Origin of the sequence: Thioalkalivibrio sp. ALJ3, from assembly GCF_000377205.1 — a bacterium.
In the GTDB taxonomy this organism is placed as follows: Bacteria; Pseudomonadota; Gammaproteobacteria; order Ectothiorhodospirales; family Ectothiorhodospiraceae; genus Thioalkalivibrio.
The window spans coordinates 387722-404793 of record NZ_KB897906.1 but is presented as its reverse complement, the minus strand read 5'-3'; the positions used below and the strand labels follow the sequence as shown (position 1 = coordinate 404793).

At 67.4% G+C, this 17072-nt stretch carries 17 protein-coding genes; 1 reads left to right on the top strand and 16 read right to left on the bottom strand.

Going from position 1 to position 17072, the window contains the following annotated elements:
* Window positions 1-76: 76 nt before the first annotated feature.
* A complete protein-coding gene (locus tag C935_RS0106065) occupies window positions 77-1573 on the bottom strand; it encodes an FAD-linked oxidase C-terminal domain-containing protein (protein WP_018861628.1) in 1497 nt (498 codons plus the stop codon).
* 224 nt (window positions 1574-1797) lie between these two features.
* Between C935_RS0106065 and C935_RS0106060 the strand changes: the two genes are divergently transcribed.
* Entirely contained in the window at window positions 1798-2697 is a 900-nt protein-coding gene (locus C935_RS0106060) for an alpha/beta hydrolase (RefSeq protein ID WP_018861627.1), read from the top strand.
* Between the two features lie 76 nt (window positions 2698-2773).
* On the opposite strand, the gene C935_RS0106055 is transcribed toward C935_RS0106060, so the two are convergent.
* The 15 genes from C935_RS0106055 to C935_RS0105985 form a co-directional block, all read right to left on the bottom strand.
* Window positions 2774-4498, bottom strand: coding sequence for a complex I subunit 5 family protein (locus tag C935_RS0106055; RefSeq protein WP_018861626.1), 1725 nt, complete (start codon window positions 4496-4498; stop codon window positions 2774-2776).
* Window positions 4495-6018 carry a complex I subunit 5 family protein gene (locus C935_RS0106050; RefSeq protein WP_018861625.1) on the bottom strand — a complete coding sequence of 508 codons (1524 nt, stop codon included), beginning with the start codon at window positions 6016-6018 and terminating at the stop codon, window positions 4495-4497. The genes C935_RS0106055 and C935_RS0106050 overlap by 4 nt, the downstream gene beginning before the upstream one ends.
* Complete coding sequence (locus tag C935_RS0106045) at window positions 6015-7499, bottom strand: complex I subunit 5 family protein (RefSeq protein ID WP_018861624.1); 1485 nt, start codon at window positions 7497-7499, stop codon at window positions 6015-6017. The genes C935_RS0106050 and C935_RS0106045 overlap by 4 nt, the downstream gene beginning before the upstream one ends.
* Window positions 7496-7897: a sodium:proton antiporter gene (locus C935_RS0106040; RefSeq protein WP_018861623.1), complete on the bottom strand. Its 402-nt coding sequence runs from the start codon at window positions 7895-7897 to the stop codon at window positions 7496-7498. The genes C935_RS0106045 and C935_RS0106040 overlap by 4 nt, the downstream gene beginning before the upstream one ends.
* Before the next feature lie 19 nt (window positions 7898-7916).
* On the bottom strand, window positions 7917-8912 hold the full coding sequence (locus C935_RS0106035) for a hydrogenase subunit MbhD domain-containing protein (protein ID WP_018861622.1): 996 nt from the start codon (window positions 8910-8912) through the stop codon (window positions 7917-7919).
* A complete protein-coding gene (locus C935_RS0106030) occupies window positions 8909-9205 on the bottom strand; it encodes a monovalent cation/H(+) antiporter subunit G (RefSeq protein ID WP_018861621.1) in 297 nt (98 codons plus the stop codon). The genes C935_RS0106035 and C935_RS0106030 overlap by 4 nt, the downstream gene beginning before the upstream one ends.
* Complete coding sequence (locus C935_RS0106025) at window positions 9195-9515, bottom strand: monovalent cation/H+ antiporter complex subunit F (protein ID WP_018861620.1); 321 nt, start codon at window positions 9513-9515, stop codon at window positions 9195-9197. The genes C935_RS0106030 and C935_RS0106025 overlap by 11 nt, the downstream gene beginning before the upstream one ends.
* On the bottom strand, window positions 9512-10066 hold the full coding sequence (locus C935_RS0106020) for a Na+/H+ antiporter subunit E (RefSeq protein WP_026278682.1): 555 nt from the start codon (window positions 10064-10066) through the stop codon (window positions 9512-9514). The genes C935_RS0106025 and C935_RS0106020 overlap by 4 nt, the downstream gene beginning before the upstream one ends.
* Before the next feature lie 34 nt (window positions 10067-10100).
* The gene (locus C935_RS0106015) at window positions 10101-10631 is read right to left on the bottom strand and encodes an invasion associated locus B family protein (protein WP_018861618.1); all 531 of its coding nucleotides are present in this window, start codon (window positions 10629-10631) and stop codon (window positions 10101-10103) included.
* Window positions 10632-10745: 114 nt separating this feature from the next.
* A complete protein-coding gene (locus tag C935_RS0106010) occupies window positions 10746-12257 on the bottom strand; it encodes a glycosyltransferase family 39 protein (RefSeq protein ID WP_018861617.1) in 1512 nt (503 codons plus the stop codon).
* On the bottom strand, window positions 12254-12907 hold the full coding sequence (locus C935_RS0106005; protein WP_018861616.1) for an HAD family hydrolase: 654 nt from the start codon (window positions 12905-12907) through the stop codon (window positions 12254-12256). The genes C935_RS0106010 and C935_RS0106005 overlap by 4 nt, the downstream gene beginning before the upstream one ends.
* Window positions 12907-13671 carry an SDR family oxidoreductase gene (locus C935_RS0106000; RefSeq protein WP_018861615.1) on the bottom strand — a complete coding sequence of 255 codons (765 nt, stop codon included), beginning with the start codon at window positions 13669-13671 and terminating at the stop codon, window positions 12907-12909. The genes C935_RS0106005 and C935_RS0106000 overlap by 1 nt, the downstream gene beginning before the upstream one ends.
* The gene (locus C935_RS0105995; RefSeq protein ID WP_018861614.1) at window positions 13668-14966 is read right to left on the bottom strand and encodes an FAD-binding oxidoreductase; all 1299 of its coding nucleotides are present in this window, start codon (window positions 14964-14966) and stop codon (window positions 13668-13670) included. Before C935_RS0105995 ends, C935_RS0106000 begins: the two co-directional genes overlap by 4 nt.
* Window positions 14963-15934: a lysylphosphatidylglycerol synthase transmembrane domain-containing protein gene (locus C935_RS0105990; RefSeq protein WP_026278681.1), complete on the bottom strand. Its 972-nt coding sequence runs from the start codon at window positions 15932-15934 to the stop codon at window positions 14963-14965. The genes C935_RS0105995 and C935_RS0105990 overlap by 4 nt, the downstream gene beginning before the upstream one ends.
* Complete coding sequence (locus tag C935_RS0105985) at window positions 15931-16806, bottom strand: decaprenyl-phosphate phosphoribosyltransferase (RefSeq protein WP_018861612.1); 876 nt, start codon at window positions 16804-16806, stop codon at window positions 15931-15933. The genes C935_RS0105990 and C935_RS0105985 overlap by 4 nt, the downstream gene beginning before the upstream one ends.
* Between the last annotated feature and the right edge of the window lie 266 nt (window positions 16807-17072).

Sequence of the window (17072 nt, the reverse complement as noted above, 5' to 3'; positions counted from 1 at the left end):
AGGTCTGTGGACTCCGGGCCACCTTACAAGAGTGTTTCCGGGCCTGCACTTGACCCGGTATTGGTTACCGGGCCAGTCAAAGGCGCGGCAGGTCGGGGTGCGGGAGCTCGCCGCCATGCACATGCTGGCGACCGAACTCGGCGCAGCGTGCCAGTGTGGGCACGGCCTTGCCGGGGTTCAGCAGGCCGAGCGGATCGAAGGCCTGCCGCAGCCGGTGGAACTGTTCGAGCTCGGGGGGTGCGAACTGCACACACATGCCGTCGAGCTTTTCGACGCCCACGCCGTGTTCCCCGGTGACGGTCCCGCCGACTGCCACGCACAGCTCCAGAATCTGCTGCCCGAAGGCCTCGGCCGTTTCCAGCTGGCCGGCCTGGTTGGCGTCGTAGAGGATCAGGGGGTGCAGGTTGCCGTCGCCGGCATGAAAAACGTTGCACACGCCCAGGCCATGTTCGTGCGACAGTGCATTGATGCGCTCGAGCACGGTACCCAGCTGGTGGCGTGGGATGGTCCCGTCCATGCAGTAGTAGTCCGGCGAGATCCGCCCGGCCGCGGGGAACGCGGCCTTGCGCCCGGCCCAGAACAGGGCCTGCTCCTGGGCGTCGCGCGCGGTGCGCACCTCTGTGGCGCCCAACTCGAGCAGCTTGCGGCGCACCACCATAATGTCCTCGGAGACCTCGGCGTTAGTGCCGTCGAGCTCGCACAGCAGGATCGCGGCGGCATCCACCGGATAACCGGCATGGACGAAGTCCTCGGCCGCGCGGATCGCGGCGTTGTCCATCATCTCCAGGCCGGCCGGGATCAACCCGGCCGCGATGATCCCGGCCACTGCGCGTCCGGCAGCCTCTACATCGTCGAAGCTCGCGAGCAGGACCTGGGTACGCTCGGGGCGGGGCAGCAGGCGCACGGTGACCTCGGTGACGATGCCAAGCATCCCCTCGGAGCCGATCATCAGCGCCAGCAGATCGGGGCCTGCGGTGTCCAGCGTCTTGCCGCCCAGCCGGATGATCTCGCCATCCAGCGTGATCATCTCCAGGCCCAGGACGTTGTGCACGGTGAGGCCGTATTTCAGGCAGTGCACGCCGCCGGCGTTCTCGGCGACGTTGCCGCCAATCGAGCAGGCGATCTGCGATGAGGGATCGGGGGCGTAGTAGAGGCCCTGCGGGGCGGCTGCCTCGGAGATTGCGAGGTTACGTACTCCGGGTTGTACCACAGCGCAGCGATTGTCGGCGTCGATCTCCAGGATGCGATTGAACCGTGCCAGCGACAGTAGCAATCCGGTGGCACTGGGCAGCGCTCCGCCCGAGAGCCCCGTGCCCGCGCCGCGGGGAATGATCGGGACCTGGTGCTCGCGGCAGACCCGCAGGCAGGTGAGCAGTTCCTCACGGGTCTGGGGGAGCGCGACCGCGCCGGGGGTCTGGCGATAGGCGGACAGCCCGTCACATTCGTAGGTGCGGCGTTCGTGTGCCTCCAGGATCAGGCGATCCGCGGGCAGCTCCCCCTGCAGGACCGCGATCGCGGCCGCCAGCGCTTCCAGCGCAGTGGAATCCGGGGTCAGGGGCTGTTCGGCACTCATGAGGGGCAAGGGCTTCCAAGAGCGAATTCAGCCTTCAGGTTACAGGCGGCGAGCGGTACGGGAAATGTCCGGGGCGTTCCGTGTTGTCTCTCGGCGCAGCCGATGCTGCCACGTTGGGGTGGTTCCTTTTGGCGTAGTAGAAGTCGGGAATTTTTTCGAGCCCTCAATGGTCTAGTCGTTCGCGGGATCATTAGAACGATTCCATTCCGAAAAAGGAGATTGCAATGCGGTATTCGTGGATCACGACGGCCTGTGCGGCCGCTGCCCTGGCCTCCGCCCCGGCGTTTGCGGCCGAGAAGGTCACGCTGGTACATGATGACCTGACCTTGATCGGTCATTTCCAGGAGGGGGCGGGTGCCTCGCCTGGAGATGGCGTGGTGCTGATGCTGCATGGCACGCTGGCCCACGGCCGCATGGAGATCATGCAGGCGGTTCAGGATCAACTCGCCGACCGGGGACACAATACGCTGTCGATCAACCTGAGCTACGGGATCGACGAGCGCGAGGGGATGTTCGAGTGTGACGCGCCGATTCACCATGGCGTGGACGAGCACCTGAAGGAGGTCGCTCTCTGGCAGGAATGGCTGCAGGGTGAAGGCTATGGCCCGGTCACCCTGTTCGGGCACTCGCGCGGTGGTAACCAGGTGGCGCGCTATCTGACCGAGCACGATCCGGACGACATTCGTGCGATGGTGCTGGTGGCCCCGTCCACGTTTGATGCAGACAGGGTCTCCGCGGATTACGAAGAGCAGGCCGGCGAGCCGCTGGGTGAAGTGCTGGCCCGCGCCCAGGAGAAGCACGATCGTGGCGACGGCTCCATGCTGGAAGGCGTGCGTTTTCTGCAATGCGGCGAGCTGGACGTCGCACCCCATGCGTTCCTGAGCTATTACGATCCGGCCCCCGTTCACAACACGCCCAGTGTGATCGACGGCATCCAGACCCCGACGCTCGTGGTGATCGGGGCCGAGGATGACGTGGTGGCGGATCTGCCGGAGCGGATGGATGCGGTCGAGGACAAAGAGCACATCACCGTGAACACCGTTGATGGTGCGGATCACTTCTTCCGTGATTTCTTCGCGGATGACGTGGTGGACTTCACTGTCGATTTTCTCGATCAGCACTGACTCGCTGATCTGACGCAGTCGGGCCGGCCCTGATGGGCCGGCCTTTTTTGTGCCTGCCGTAAGGAAACTCGTTTCCTTAACCGGCCCAGAGGGTCAGGTAGAGTCCGAGCATCGCGGCGGCGAACAGCAGGCCAATGGTTTCCCAGCGAGTGAGTACGCGCTCGGCCAGTTCCAGCCGTTCACGCAGCCGGTAGCGAACCCAGCGCAGGCGCGCCGGGTGGCGCCCGATGCCGATCAGTGCAGGGCGGCTGTGCCACAGGCGCTGGCTGGCGTGCGCGAGCCACTCCAGTGGCACGACCAGATCGCCTTCCTGGAGCCATGGGCGATTGCGATCTGGCAGCCATCGCCAGGCCAGCAGACCCAGTACCAGGCCCAGGCCAATCGGCCAGACCAGGCTCAGCCCCGTCAGCACAACCCAGGCCGGCACCTGCTCCGGCGGTGCAACCGCGATCCCCAGCAGGGGAAACACCAGCGACATGCCCGCCAGGCCGCCCCAGGCCCACCAGCGGCGGGAGTCCGCTCGCGGGGGCGCCTGTATGTCCTGCTGTGCTTGGTGCCAGCACCAGAGAAAGCGCAGCATCAGAAGCGTTGTGCCAGCAGCCGCGAGCGTCAGCGCGAATTCCGTGTAGGCCATCCAGCCGGCCAGGTCGGCGCCGTACAGCGGGTCTTTCAGGGTGTTTTTGGCCAGCGCCCCGCTGGTCATTGGCATCCCGGCCAGGGCGAGCGCCGGCAGCGCCGCGAACAGGAAAAAGGCCAGACGGCCTGCACCACCCGCAGGGCGCTGTGCGGTCATCCCGGCGGCCAGGAACAACGCACCCTTGGCAAAGCCGTGATGCACGGCGTAGAGCGTAACGGCCATCAGCAGCCAGGGCCGCAGGTCGGGCAGGACGAGTGCCAGTCCGACCCCGGCCGTTATCAGCCCCATCTGGCTGATGCTGGAGTAGGCGAGGATAGTCTTGGGACGCGACTGCAGAACACCGGCGAGCGCGGCGAGGAAGGCGGCCGCCAGACCCAGTAGCACGAGGGTCTCGCCGAGCAGCACATGGCCGGTCTCGTCTAGTGGCAACACGCGCAGCCAGCCCAGCACGCCGGCCTTGATCATCGCCCCCGACAGTACGGCGCTGGCCGCGACCGGTGCGGCCGGGTGGGCCAGTGGGAGCCAGAAATGCAGTGGAAGCATGCCGGCCTTGATGCCGAAACCGAGCACCAGCAGCGCAAGGCCCCAGCCCTCGGGGCGTGCCTCGGCGATTGCGGTCAACCGCGTATCCCCACCTGTCTGGTGGATCGCCATTACGAAGCCGGCAAACAACAGGATTTCGCCGACGACTGCCAGAATCAGATAGATGTGTCCGGCACGCCAGGCTTCCCCTGTATTGGAGTGCACCACCAGACCATAGGCCGCCAGGCTCATCAGGGAGAAAAACAGGTAAAAGCTCAGGGCGTCCTGTGCGAGGATCAGGCCCAGGTTCCCGGACAGCGCCAGCAGCCAGAACACGTAGAAGCGATGACGCAGCGGATCATCCTGGCGGTCGCTCAGGGCGAACAGGCCGGCGGCCAGCCAGAGCCCCGAGGTCAGTGCCAGAAAGGCCTGTCCCAGCGGGTCCAGCCCCAGCAGGGTGTTCAGCATCAGACCGTCCAGGGCGGCAGGCTCGACATCGCCCCCGAAGGCCGCCCCCGCAAGGCCTGGCAATGCCGCCCACGGGACCCACCGGTTGAAGCGGGTCCGGTGCGGCCGCAGGCCGATCAGCACCGCCAGCAGCAGCGGGATGAGGGGGATCGCGAGCCAGACCAGGGCGTTCATGGTGCGAACCCCGGGATCGAATAGTCGCGTTCCACGATCAGGGTCACCCAGTCGAGCGGGCTCAGGCTCATCCCCGCCAGCAGACCACCGAGCAGGCTCAGCGCTGCGACGAACAACGTCGGGACGAGCAGCATCCAGTGGGTTTCGAAGCGTGTGGGGCCGCTATGTTCGACCAGATGCTCGTGCCAGGGCGTGCGCCGCTCGCCCAGCCAGCCGCGGATCACCGGCGGCAGGAAGTACGCGGCATTGAGCAGGCTGCTGGCGATCAGCACGACCAGTACCCAGTGGAACTGGGCTTCCAGCGCGCCCAGGCCCAGATGCCACTTGGTGACGAAGCCGGCGAGCGGCGGGAGGCCGATCATGCCCAGGGCGCCCAGGGTAAAGGCCAGCATGGTCAGCGGCATGCGCCGGCCCACGCCGTCCAGTTCGCTGATCTTGTGGATGCCAAGAGTCTCGGCGAAGTTGCCGGCGCAGAAGAACAGCGTGATCTTGGTGATCCCCTGATGCACCAGATGCACCAGCCCGCCGATGACCCCCAGCGGCCCGGCCAGCGCAACACCCAGCACGATGTACGAGACCTGGCTGACGGTGGAAAAGGCCAGCCGCTGCTTCAGGTCGTCCGTGCGCAGGGCCTGGATCGAGCCGTACAGGATGGTGATCGCGGCGATCACCACCAGCCCCGCGGCGAGTCCGAGTTCCATCGCGACCTCGGCGCCGTAGACGTCGTTCACCACCCGCACGATCCCGAAGGCCCCGGCCTTGACCACCGCGACCGCGTGCAGCAATGCACTGACGGGGGCGGGTGCGACCATCGCGATCGGCAGCCAGGAGTGCAGAGGCACCAATGCGGCCTTGACCCCGAATCCGATCATCAGCATAACGAACAGGACCTTGAGCGTGGTCTCGTGCGTGGTCGCAAGCTCGCCCAGGTAGCCACCCGGCACGAACGGCTCGGCCCCGGCCAGCAGGGTCAGCCAGACGATCGCGGTGAACAGCACCAGCCCGCTGGTCAGCGTGTAGCCAAGATACAGCCGTCCGGCACGCAGGGCGGCGGGCGTGCCGCGGTGTACCACCAGTGGCCATGTAGCCAGCGTCAGCAGCTCGTAGAAGATCAGCAGCGTGATCAGGTTGCCCGACAGCGCGATCCCGACCGTGGCGCTGACGCAAAGGGAGAAGAACCCGAAAAAGCGGCTCCTGCGTGGTGAACCTTCCAGATAGCCGATGGCGTACACGGTGGTGACGAACCACAGCACCGCCGAGAGGGTGGCGAACAACAGCGACAGAGCGTCCGCTGCGAGCACGAAGTCGATCCCTGGCAGCAGCGGGATGCTGAGCTGATATTCATCGCCGCGCAGGACGCTCAGGAGAAGCCAGCCGACCAGTACCAGCTTGGTCCCGGCCCCGCCGAGGTTCAGGAGGGTCCGCAGGCCATAGCGCCGTTCGGGCAGGAAGAAGATCGCCAGGCCTGGGCCCAGCGAACTCAAAAGAATGGCGAGGAGCAGCCAGCCGCCGTCGCTCATGGCGCCCCCGGCGTCAGCGTCAGCGTGTGCAGCGTCAGGGTGCCGGCGAACCCGGCGGCGGCCGCGACCACGGCCAGTCCCAGCGGTACCCAGTCCATCCACGGCGAGACCGCCTCGCCGGCGTCACGGGCCCCGCGGTGAAAGGCTGGGGCTACCATGCGCAGCACGTAGCCGGCGGCGAGCAACCCGCCTCCAGCAATCGCGATCACCCACAGCACGCCGATCAGGCTGCCTGCCAGGATCGTGGACAGACCCGCCTCCAGCAACAGGTACTTGGCGATGAAGCCGCCGGTGAAGGGCAGTCCCATCAGGCTGACCCCGGCCAGTCCGAGCGCAAATACCGTCCGCCCGCGGGCGCGCAGGACCCCGCCCATCTCGGCGACGCGGTCATGCCCGGCCGCGTGTTGCAGTGTGCCGGCGGCGAGGAAGACCGAGGCTTTGGCCAGGGCATGGACGATGGCGAAGAACACCACGACTTTCCACGCCTCCGATTCGATCAGCATCAGCGGGAACGCGATTAGGAGATAGCCGAACTGGGCCACGGTCGAATACGCAACGATGGATTTCAGGCGCCCGGACCGCAGGGCTTGGGCCGAGCCCCAGACCAGCGCGGCTACGCCGAGCAGGCCCACCAGGATACCGAACGCCGGCGTGGCCAGCGGGGCAAAGGGTCCCATCCACAGACGCAGGATCAGGTAGAACGAGCCGGTGACCACCAGACCGGAGAGCACGGCGCTGACGGGCGCCGGGGCGGAGCCGTGTGCGGGGGCGAGCCAGACATGCAGCGGGAACAGCGCTGCCTTCAGCATCAGCCCGGCGGTCATCAGTACCGCGGCCATGCGCTCGGTGGGGCCGATCTCGGTGCGCGCCTCTAGCAACACCAGATCCAGCACACCGTGTTCTCCGAACAGGAGCACGACCCCCATCAGGAAACTGAGCGAGCCGAGAATATTGACCAGCAGATAGCGCATCGCCCCGGAGACGGCGGCCGCGGTACCGGTGAATGCCACCAGCGCCACCGCCGACAGCGACACCACCTCCAGCGAGATGTACAGGTTGAAGGCATCGCCGGACAGCAACAGCATGTTCAACCCGGCCCACAGCCACAGCCAGAGGGGCCAGAACTGGCGGCGTTCGATCGGGTCGTGCACGTAGCCGAGGCTGTACAGGCTGGTCGCCAGTCCGACCACGCCGGTCAGGACCAGCAGGGTCATCGACAGCCCATCCAGATGCAGCATCACGCCGAGGGGTGCCTCCCAGCCGCCCAGGGCGACGCGCGTGGCCGCGGACTCCGGTTCGGGTCCCGCAGCCACGAACAGGGCACTCAGCGCCACTACGGCTGCCGCCATCAGTACCGCGCCATAACCCCCAATCCGGTGCGCCTGGCGCGGCCAGACCGTGGCCAGGATCGCAAGCGTCAGCGACAGGGCCACCAAGCCGCTGATCGCCAGCGGGAGCATCTCGGCGGGTGCCTCGCTCATTCGCGATGCTCCCTCTCGTACTCTGCGGAGGGGGCATGCTCCTCGCGCGAGATGTCATCCACCGGTGCTTCATCGTCCGGCGGACCCGGCAGCATCATCGCCTGCCCCGTGATGCGCGCAAGGCGTACGACCAGCGCCAGCGCGAACGCCGTCGCGCTGACCGCGACCACAATGCCGGTCAGCGTGAGGGCCTGCGCGACCGGGTCCGGCGCCCCCTCGCCCCGGGCCGCAATGCCCAGCAGCACCATGAACACCCCGGAACCCATGATGTTCAGCGCCAGGATGCGCAGCACCAGGTGGTGGCGGCGGATCAGCCCGTACAGGCCCAGGGCAAACAGGAGTGCGCCCGCCGTCGGATAGATCAGGCCTGGGGCCAGCTGCTGGGCGAGCCATTCCATCAGCGTGCGTCCCCGGCCATCAGTGATCGTCTCCGGCGGGCCGGCCGGCGATGAACAGCGCCACCAGGGTGAGCGCGATCGACAGCGTGGCCGCGATCTCGATCACGATAATCAGCGGATAGGCCCATTCCGGCGGATAGCCGAGCAGACCCGGGCCGATAAACAGGCCCACGATGCCGATCGCCAGGAACAGGCCCACCCCTGCGGTCAGGCCCAGCCGCAGCGGTGTACTCGGTGCCATCGGCAGGTCGCGCGGCCGTGCCAGCACGAGCAGGATGCCGGCGGCACCCAGGATCGCCCCCGCCTGAAACGCTCCGCCCGGGGCATGGCTGCCCGCCCAGAGGATGTACACGCCCGTAACGATCGCGACCGGCACCAGAAGGCGGAGGGTGCCGGGGAGGATCGGGCCCGGCGCTGGGCGGGCCGGCAGGCGGTCGTAGCGTCCCAGCGACCAGGCCCCGAGCAGTGCAATCAGCACGATCGCCAGCTCCAGGAAGGTGTCGTAGGCGCGGAAATTCAGCAACACGGCGGTGATCGGGTGATCCACGCCCGAGACGCCCATGTGTTCGTCGACCACCGGCTCCAGGCCGACGGCGTCCGGCTGGTGCCACAGGGCGGTGACCATGAGCCCGCCCACCACCAGGGCAAAGCTCAGCGCCGGGACAAAGGTCCGTCGTGGCGGCGGCGGATCATGCAGGGCGTGCAGCAGGGCGTCGGCGCCGGCGGGGTCGGGTGGCTGGTCGGGCCGCCCGCGGCGGCGCTCGACCGCGATGCTGCGCAGCCGCTCCAGCGTGACCAACAAGAGGGCACCGGTGATCCCGGCGCCGATCGCGGCCTCGGCCAGTGCGATGTCGGGGGCCTCCAGACGCACCCAGGCCAGCGCCAGCAATAGCCCGAAGGTGATGAAGAGCACCACCGCGCGAAACAGGTCGGTGCTCGCCAGGCAGCGCCAGGCCACCCCCAGGAGCCCGGCCAGCAGGACCAGGTCGAAGATGACCAGGAGCAGGTTGCTCATCGATCGGACTCGAATTCCCCGTGGGTCCAGGTGCGTTGCGCCACCATGTGCGCAGCCGTGGTGCCGGCCGCCAGGACCAGCACCCAGATCAGAAGCAGCTTGAGGATGTCCGCTGGCCCAGCGGCCTGCAGCATCAGGCCGAGGATGACCAGACCCAGCCCGACGTTGTCCGCCTTGGTCAGGGCGTGCAGACGCGAATAGACATCGGGGAATCGCAGAAGCCCGGCCGTGCCGGCGGCAAAGAACACCAGCCCCGCGAGGATCAGGATCACGGTCAGGGTGTTAGCGATCATCGTCTGACTCCGTTTTCTGGTCGTTCTTGCGCTGGTGTACAGGCGTGCCCGAGGGCTCCGGCAGGCCATGCTGACGGACGAATGCGACGGCGGCGACGACAGCCAGTAGCGCAAATACCAGGGCAACGTCGACCAGCGCCGGGGTCTCCAGCGTCATCGAAAGCAGCAACAGGATGGTCACACCGGTCGTTCCGAACAATTGTGCGGCGAGCATGCGGTCACCCGAGCCGGGGCCACGAAGCACGCGGATCAGGCCAAGCAGAATCGTCGCCAGGAGAAAGAGCGCGGCCATCAGATAGAAGGTGATCACTGGTCCCCCCCCGATTCCTGCCGCGGGTCTTCGAATGCGGCGTGGATCCGTTTCTCCAGGTCCCGCAGGGCGCTCTCGGGGTCGCTGTGACGATCGAGTACATGCACCGTCAACAGGCGACCCTCAAGGCGCACGCTGAGCGTCCCGGGTAGCAGACTGAGCACCGCCATGAACAGTGTCAGGGGCGGCCCGTGCGGCAGGTCCGCCCGATATTCGATGAAATCGGGGGCGATGGGCAGCCTTGGATCCAGCGCACGGCGGGCAATATCGATGCCGCCGAGGAATGAGGCACGCACGAAATAGGCGGTCAGACCCGGAATGGCACGGGGGCGAATGGCGAGGGGTCGGCCGGTGGGCAGGACCAGGCTGGCGGCGCCCGCCAGCACAACCGCTAGCAGGGCCAGTGGTTCCAGCAGAGAATCGAGACCGGCCAGTATCCACCACAGGACAGCGGCGGCCAGGACAGTCCAGGCTGCCCGCCGCCAGCGTGCCCGAGCCCGGTTCAGGCCGCCTCGGCTCGTTGCGTCCCTGTGCTTTGCCACACGGGTCATTGTACCGGCCCGCGAGGCGCAGCCAAGGGCAGCCTCAGAGGCGCTCGCTGGCGTCGGTGAAGCCCATCAGCGAGACGTCGAAGGCCAGCGGCTGTTCGCCATGCAGAGGCCAGAAGCCGACCGTCAGCGCGCGACCGCCACGCATCGCGTTGAACTGGCTGTCGGAGAGCTCATGGCCCGCCACGCAACCCTGTTCCACACATGCGATATACGGGGCCTCGACCTCCTCGCCATCGTCGTTGACCTGCATCAGGATACCGGGGCGCAGGTCCACTCCCAGCGGGAGCAGGATCTCGATGATATAGCTGTCACCATCGCGAAACAGTGAAGCCTGCAGGTAGGCGCCCTGCGCCTGCTCGTCCTGGATCTGCAACGTCTGCTGCATGCGGCAGCGTTCGCCACCCTGAGTCTCGATACAGGCGACCTCCCAGTCCTGATAGGTCGTGGTCTCCGGCTCCTGCTGTTGCATCTGCTCTTCCATCTGCGGGTCGGTCTGGGCCTGGGCCAGGGTCAGGCCCGGGATGGCCAGTAGCAGCGCACCAGCGAATGCCAGGTAAGGCTTCATGTAAGGATCTCCGTCATTGCATTGGCAAACGCGTCAGCTTGAACGCGCATGGCGGCGGGTTCAAGCGCATCGGCGTGCCTGTGTGACCGTAATACCGAACAGGCGTTCGGTGGGTCACCGGCTATATCGATCGGTGAAGTCGCAGCGGCCTTCGGGCAGCCAGGTGGGGATGGTGTAGTAGTCGTCCAGGATCTCCTGCAGCACCTGTTCGTGGTAGGCCTCATACCGAAAGCCCCGACCCTCGGCGATCTCCCAGTCGATCCCGCGGATGGACTGGCGGCGGATCACGACCTCGTCGAAGAAGGGTTCCAGATCGCCCCGGTCGACCTTGCCGCGGGTCGCGACGTACAGCAGATTCTCGCCGTCGAGGGCGCGGAAGTCGGTCAGCAGGTCATCCTGGCGGCCATAGTGCGAGCCGGAGCCGAATACCCCGACCTCGCGTCCCGCGTAGTAGGCGAGGACCGCGGAGCGTGAATAGCTGCGCGTGAACACGTGCCAGTCCGGGTCATATTCGTTCACGGCCTCGGCCACGGATTCCGGGGCGAGGTAGTAGACCGCATCGCCGTAGCGGTCGTGGCCCTCGAGCCATTCCACGGGCATCAGTGCGATGGTCAAGAGTACGGCCGCGTGCACGCCGGCCAGGATGGCCGAGAGCCAGGCGCTGATGTTCAGCGAGCGGGTGCTCAGGAACAGGGCGGGCAGCAGCAGGAAGGGCACGAACACCGCCAACCAGTGCAGGCCGATGCTCTTGAACGGCGCCAGCAGGGCGAACACCGCGAGCGGGATCAGCCCGGCGCTCAGGAAGACCCCGAAGTGATGTTCGCGGATGCCGGGCCCCAGCGCGCGGAACTCGCGGGCGATGAACCACAGCAGCCAGGGGGTGAACACATAGACCAGCATCGCCGCGTAGGCGAGCACGTTGGCGGAATCGATCCCGTCGCCGCCATGCCGGTTCACGATGTTGAACATCACGTTGTACCAGCAGTTGTCCCAGTTCCAGTACAGGTTCAGGGCCACCGCCGGCACGACGCCGAGGATGATCAGCAGCAGTCCGCGCCAGTGGCGCGGCGCGAACAGCAGGATATGCAGCCCTAGCGCAATCCCGAGCAGCACCGCGAAGTACTTCGACAGGAAGGCCAGGCCCAGAGCGAATCCGGCCAGCAGGAACCAGCCGGGACGCCCGGTGCGCAGCGCTTGCCAGGTCAGACCGGTGGCCAGCAGGCCGAACAGGAGCAGCGGGGTGTCCGTGGCGGTCAGTACCGCGATGAACAGCAGCGGCACGAACAGGGCGATCAGCGAGACCAGCCGCGCCCGAACCGGGTCCTGGCGATGCCACAGCGCAAGGATCAGCAGGGCGGGGGCCATGGATACGGCGATCCCCAGCGCCCGGATCGCGAGCGGGTGGTCCGAGATTGCCAGCACCACGGTCAGCCACCAGCCCACCATCGGGGGGTGGTCGTAGTAGCCGAGATCGGGGTTCTGCCCCCAGATCAGGAAGTAGGCCTCGTCGCCCGTGATCGGCAGGGTCCAGGCGATCAGGATCTTCGCAGCCAGGGCGGTCAGCAGCACCGCACCGTAGTGGCGCGCGAGCCAGGGCGCGCCGGGAGGCAGCCGATCTGCACTCATGCCGACGACGTGCCCGTCTGGACCGGCTCGAACCGGCCGCCACGCAGCCGATAACCCGTGGTGACCATCTGTAGCATCGGCTCGTCCCCCGCGGTGTCGCCGTAGGCGGCGTAGAGATCCACAGGGGTATCCGGGTCGAAGCGCCCCAGCCAGCTGGCGATCGCGGCGGGTTTGGCCGCGCCCTGGCAGTTGGTGCCGTCGAGGTGCCCGCTGACGCGGCCGTGATCGTCGACCGCCAGGCGCGAGCAGATCACGTCGGCCAGGCCATGGCGCTCGGCCCAGGGGCGCAGCCACAGATCCAGCGAGGCCGAGACCAGCACGCAGGTGTCGCCGGCCGCCTGGTGATGGTTGAGGCGTTCCATGCCGACGGGTCGCAGCAAGCGGTCCAGCCCGCGATCGGCGAAGGCACGGCCCCGGGCCTGCAGATCGTCCAGGGATGCGCCGCCGATCGTCCGCTGGAGCACGGCCTCCTTGGCGACCTGGTTGGCGATGCGCCCGCGCGCGAAGCCCGCCAGTGTCGGCAGGCACCCGGGCAGGGACGCGAGAAAGCGCGGCGTACCCAGCGTGAAGCGCAGGAACGGGAACAGGGTGTCGCGTCGGGTCAGGGTCCCGTCGAAGTCGAACAGCACGATGCGTTGCGGAGCCGTCATTACAGCTTCAGGCGTTTGAACAGGTACTCGGGGATCAGGCGGATCACGGTCATGATGCCCCACCAGATCCAGGGCAGGTAGGCGACATCGCGGCCGCGGCGCATGGCCTTGACGATCCCGCGCGCGACCGTCTCGGGCTCCGCCCACAGCGCGCCGGCGCGGTTGAAGCCCTCGGTCATCGGGGTGCGCACGAAACCCGGCTTGATCGTGACCACATCCACGCCGCTGAAGAACAGCCGGTTGCGCAGCCCCTGGAGATAGGTGGCCAGCATGCCCTTGGCAGTGCCGTAGACGTAGTTGCTCTGGCGCCCGCGGTCGCCGGCGACCGACCCGATGGCGGCGATCACGCCACGGCCGCGCTGTTCGAAGTCGGGCGCTATATGGGCCAGGAAGGCGATGGCGCTGGTACCGTTCACGTGGATCGCCTCCAGCGTGGTCGCGACCGACACGTTGCAGGCCTCCTGATCCGGCAGCGCGCCCCAGGCCAGCAGCACCGCATCGATGTTGTCTCCCAGCGCCTCCTGGGCCTGTGCCCATACGTCCGCATGGGCGTCGACGTCCGCCAGGTCGGCCGTCGTGCCGAGGATGCGCATGGCGGAGGCATCGTCGCCGCGTACGCGCAGATCCTGCAGCAGGGGCTCCAGCCGCTCGCCGTCGCGCGCGACCAGGAACAGTCGGGCGCCGTGCTCGGCGAGTTCGCGCGCGACGGCGGTGGCGATTGCCGAGGTGGCGCCGAGGATCACGACGGATTGCAAACGGTTCATTTGGTTACCCTGCGCCAGAAGCCGGAGGAGAATTCGGGGTCGACAAAGCTAGCGAACTCCTCCCAGCGGGGAAAGCCGCTGCGGAACAGCTCGGGTGACATGCGCGCATCCTTGGCCGGATACAGCGCGCCGCCGGCTTCCTGCACGATGCGGTCCAGGCGCCGGAACAGGTGCTCGGTGTCGTTGCCGCGATCGGGGAAATCCAGCGCCAGGGTCGCGCCGGGTCGGGGGAATGACAGCATCCCCGGTCCCGCGCGATCCCCGAAGCGCTTGAGCACGGCGAGGAACGAACCCTGGCCGCTGGCGGCCACGGTATCGAGCAGCGCCTGCATGCCGTCCTTCTGCGCATGCGGAGGCAGTACGCACTGGTACTGGTAAAAGCCCTTGTACCCGTAGATGCGGTTCCAGTGGCGGATCGCGTCCAGCGGGAAGAGCCAGGGCAGGTGATGGACGGCGCGGGCGGTCGGGTGTACGGACTGGCGGAAATAGAGCTGGTTGAACAGCCGCAGGGTCACGCGGTTGACCAGTGACACTGGCGGGTCCAGCGGGATGGCGCGGCGGGGCTCCCGGTATCGGCTGCGTGCCGGTGCGGTGGTCGCATGGCGTGCCCCGCTGTAGATGCCGCGCCCGACCTCGCCGCGCGGGCCCGGGTTCAGGCAGTCGATCCAGGCGACGGTGTAGGGCCATTCGCGCTCGGCCCGGGCGTCCAGTTCCCAGAACTCGTCCAGGCTGTCGAAGCGCTGCGACCAGGCGCGCATCCAGGGGGTGCGCACGGGAATGAGTTGCAGCGTGACCGTCTCGATCAGGCCGGTCAGCCCGAGCCCGCCGACGGTCGCGGCGAACCAGTCTGGAGTGCCGTCGGGGGTCACTTCGAGGCATTCGCCGTTGGAGCGGCGCAGGGTCAGGGCGCGGACATGCTCGCCAAAGCTGCCGGCATGGTGGTGATTTTTGCCGTGCACGTCGTTGGCCACGGCGCCTCCGAGTGTGACAAAGCGTGTGCCGGGTACCACCGGCACGAACCAGCCGCGCGTGACCGCGAAGCGCAGCAAGTCGTCGAGGGTCAGACCGGCCTCGGCGGTAATGCGGCCGGTGTCCGTGTCGAAGGTGATGAAGCGGTCGAGGTCTCGGGTATGCAGCAGGGTCCCGCCGGGATTCAGGCAGACGTCGCCGTAGCTACGGCCGAGGGCGTGGGCCAGCAGCGGGTGCGCAGCCTCGGGCAGGGGCTGGCCGCGCCGGGTCAGGGAGACCTCGGCGGCGTGCGCGACACGCGGGATGCGGTTCCAGCTCGTGGTCATGCCGTAGCCTCCGGTTGTTCGCGGCCGCGGGCCTCGGGGTTGGTGCCCAGTGCAATCAGGCCCAGGATGACCGCAAACCACAGGGTCGTGAAGCGGATCAGCATGGTCGCGGCAACCGCATCGGCTGCGGGCATGTCGTGCAGCAGCAACAGGCCGACCATCACGGCCTCGGTCCCGCCGAGCCCGCCGGGCAGGAAGCTCAGCGCGCCGGCCAGCATCGCCAGCGCGAACACGAATGCGGCGAAGGCAAAGCTGGCCTCGAAGCCCATCGCGTTGAGGATCCACCAGAAGGCGAGCGCCTCTGCGCTCCAGGCGACCACGCTCAGCAGGGTCGTCCCGGCCAGCAGGGCCGGACGATGGCAGCGGCGGGCCTGCAGGAGGACGGTCGCCAGGTGATGAATGGTCCGCCACAGACGCTGGCCGGGTCGGTCCGTCCACGCCTGCAGCCGCGCAAGTGGTCGGCGCCACGACAGGATGACCAGCGCGAGCGCCACCGCGCTGGCCCCGGCGAGGATCAGCCAGCCACCCTTGACCACCAGGGTGAAGCCCAGCATCGACAGCAGCACGACCGCGATCAGATCCGACAGACGCTCGCTGACAAAGGCCGCGAAGCTGTCGGGATAGGGAACATGGCGTCGCTTCAGGAGCACCCCGCGCAGCGCCTCGCCCGTCTTTCCGGGGGTGGTGGTCAGGGCGAACCCCGCCAGGTAGATGTGCGCGCTCCCGCGCAGGGGCACGTGGTGACCCAGGCGGCGCAGGTAGAGCTGCCAGCGCGTGAAACGCAGCGAATAGTTCACCAATGAGAGCGACAGTGCCAGCAGCAGGCCGCCGATCCCCACGAGGGTGAGGGCATGCCAGACCTCGGTGGCCCCCGCCCACAGCGCAACTCCGAGATACAGCACGACCGCCGCGATTACGGAGAGCATCACGGCCCGCATGCGCCAGCCGGACAGCAGCACTGCGCTCATGCGAGTACGACGATGGTGACGCCCAGCCAGACAGCGACCGTCGCGAGCAGGTGCGGGTCGGTGACCAGGTCGCGCGAGGTGTCGTTGCCCCCGCCTCGGGCGTGCAGCAGGAACAGGTAGCGGAAGATGCCGTAGATTACGAGCGGCAGGGTGTAGATCAGCCCGTCGGTGCCGTGCAGGTCGATCGTCTGTGCACTGACCGTATAAAGCCCGTACGCCAGGACCGTGCAGGCTGCGCTGATCGCGATGAACTGGTCCACCAGGCCCACGCTGTAGTCATTGAGTACACGGCGCGGGCCCTCGCGCTCGGGGGACCGCTCGATCGCGGTATCCGCCAGTTCCGCACGGCGCTTGGCGAAGCCAAGAAACAGCGTGAGCATCAGGCCGCACAGCAGCAGCCACTGCGAGGGTTCGATCCCGAGGCCGAGCGTGCCGGCCAGGATGCGCAGCATGAAGCCCGCCGAGATGCTGAACACATCCAGGATGACGACATGCTTCAGCCACCAGGAGTAGGCGACGTTCAGCACCAGGTAGGCAAGCACGAGTGCGGTCACGCCGGTGCTGACCAACGCCGCCAGTACGAGCGCGACCACCACCAGCGTTGCAAAGATCGCCCAGGCGGTACTGGCCGGAATGGCCCCGCTGGCAATGGGCCGGTGGCGCTTGACCGGATGCTGGCGGTCGGCCTCGACGTCGACGATGTCGTTCAGTACATAAACGGCACTCGCCATTGCACAAAACGCGACAAAGGCGACCCCGGCGGCCAGCAGCATCGCCGGTTCCCACTCGTGGGCGAACACGACGCCCAGCAGGACAAACCCGTTCTTGATGTACTGGTGCGGCCGCAGCAGTTTGATCAGTGGCTGAACCATCGGCGGGCCCTTGGAAATTCGCGTAGGGAAACACTGGTCCATGTACACGCTCGCGTTGGTACCCCAGGTTTTCCGAGACAAGGCGTGTCGCGCAGCGGGTAGTGGTTCTACCCGCAAGCGGCGCAACGCAGGATCGGGGAACCTGGGGTACCAACCCCACAAACCATTCAATGCAGGGGCTCGGCCGCCCGTTGTCATCAAAAACGGGCGCGCGCACGGCGTTGCGGCTCCTTTGTGCAGAATGACTGCACGGCAGTCGCCGCGCC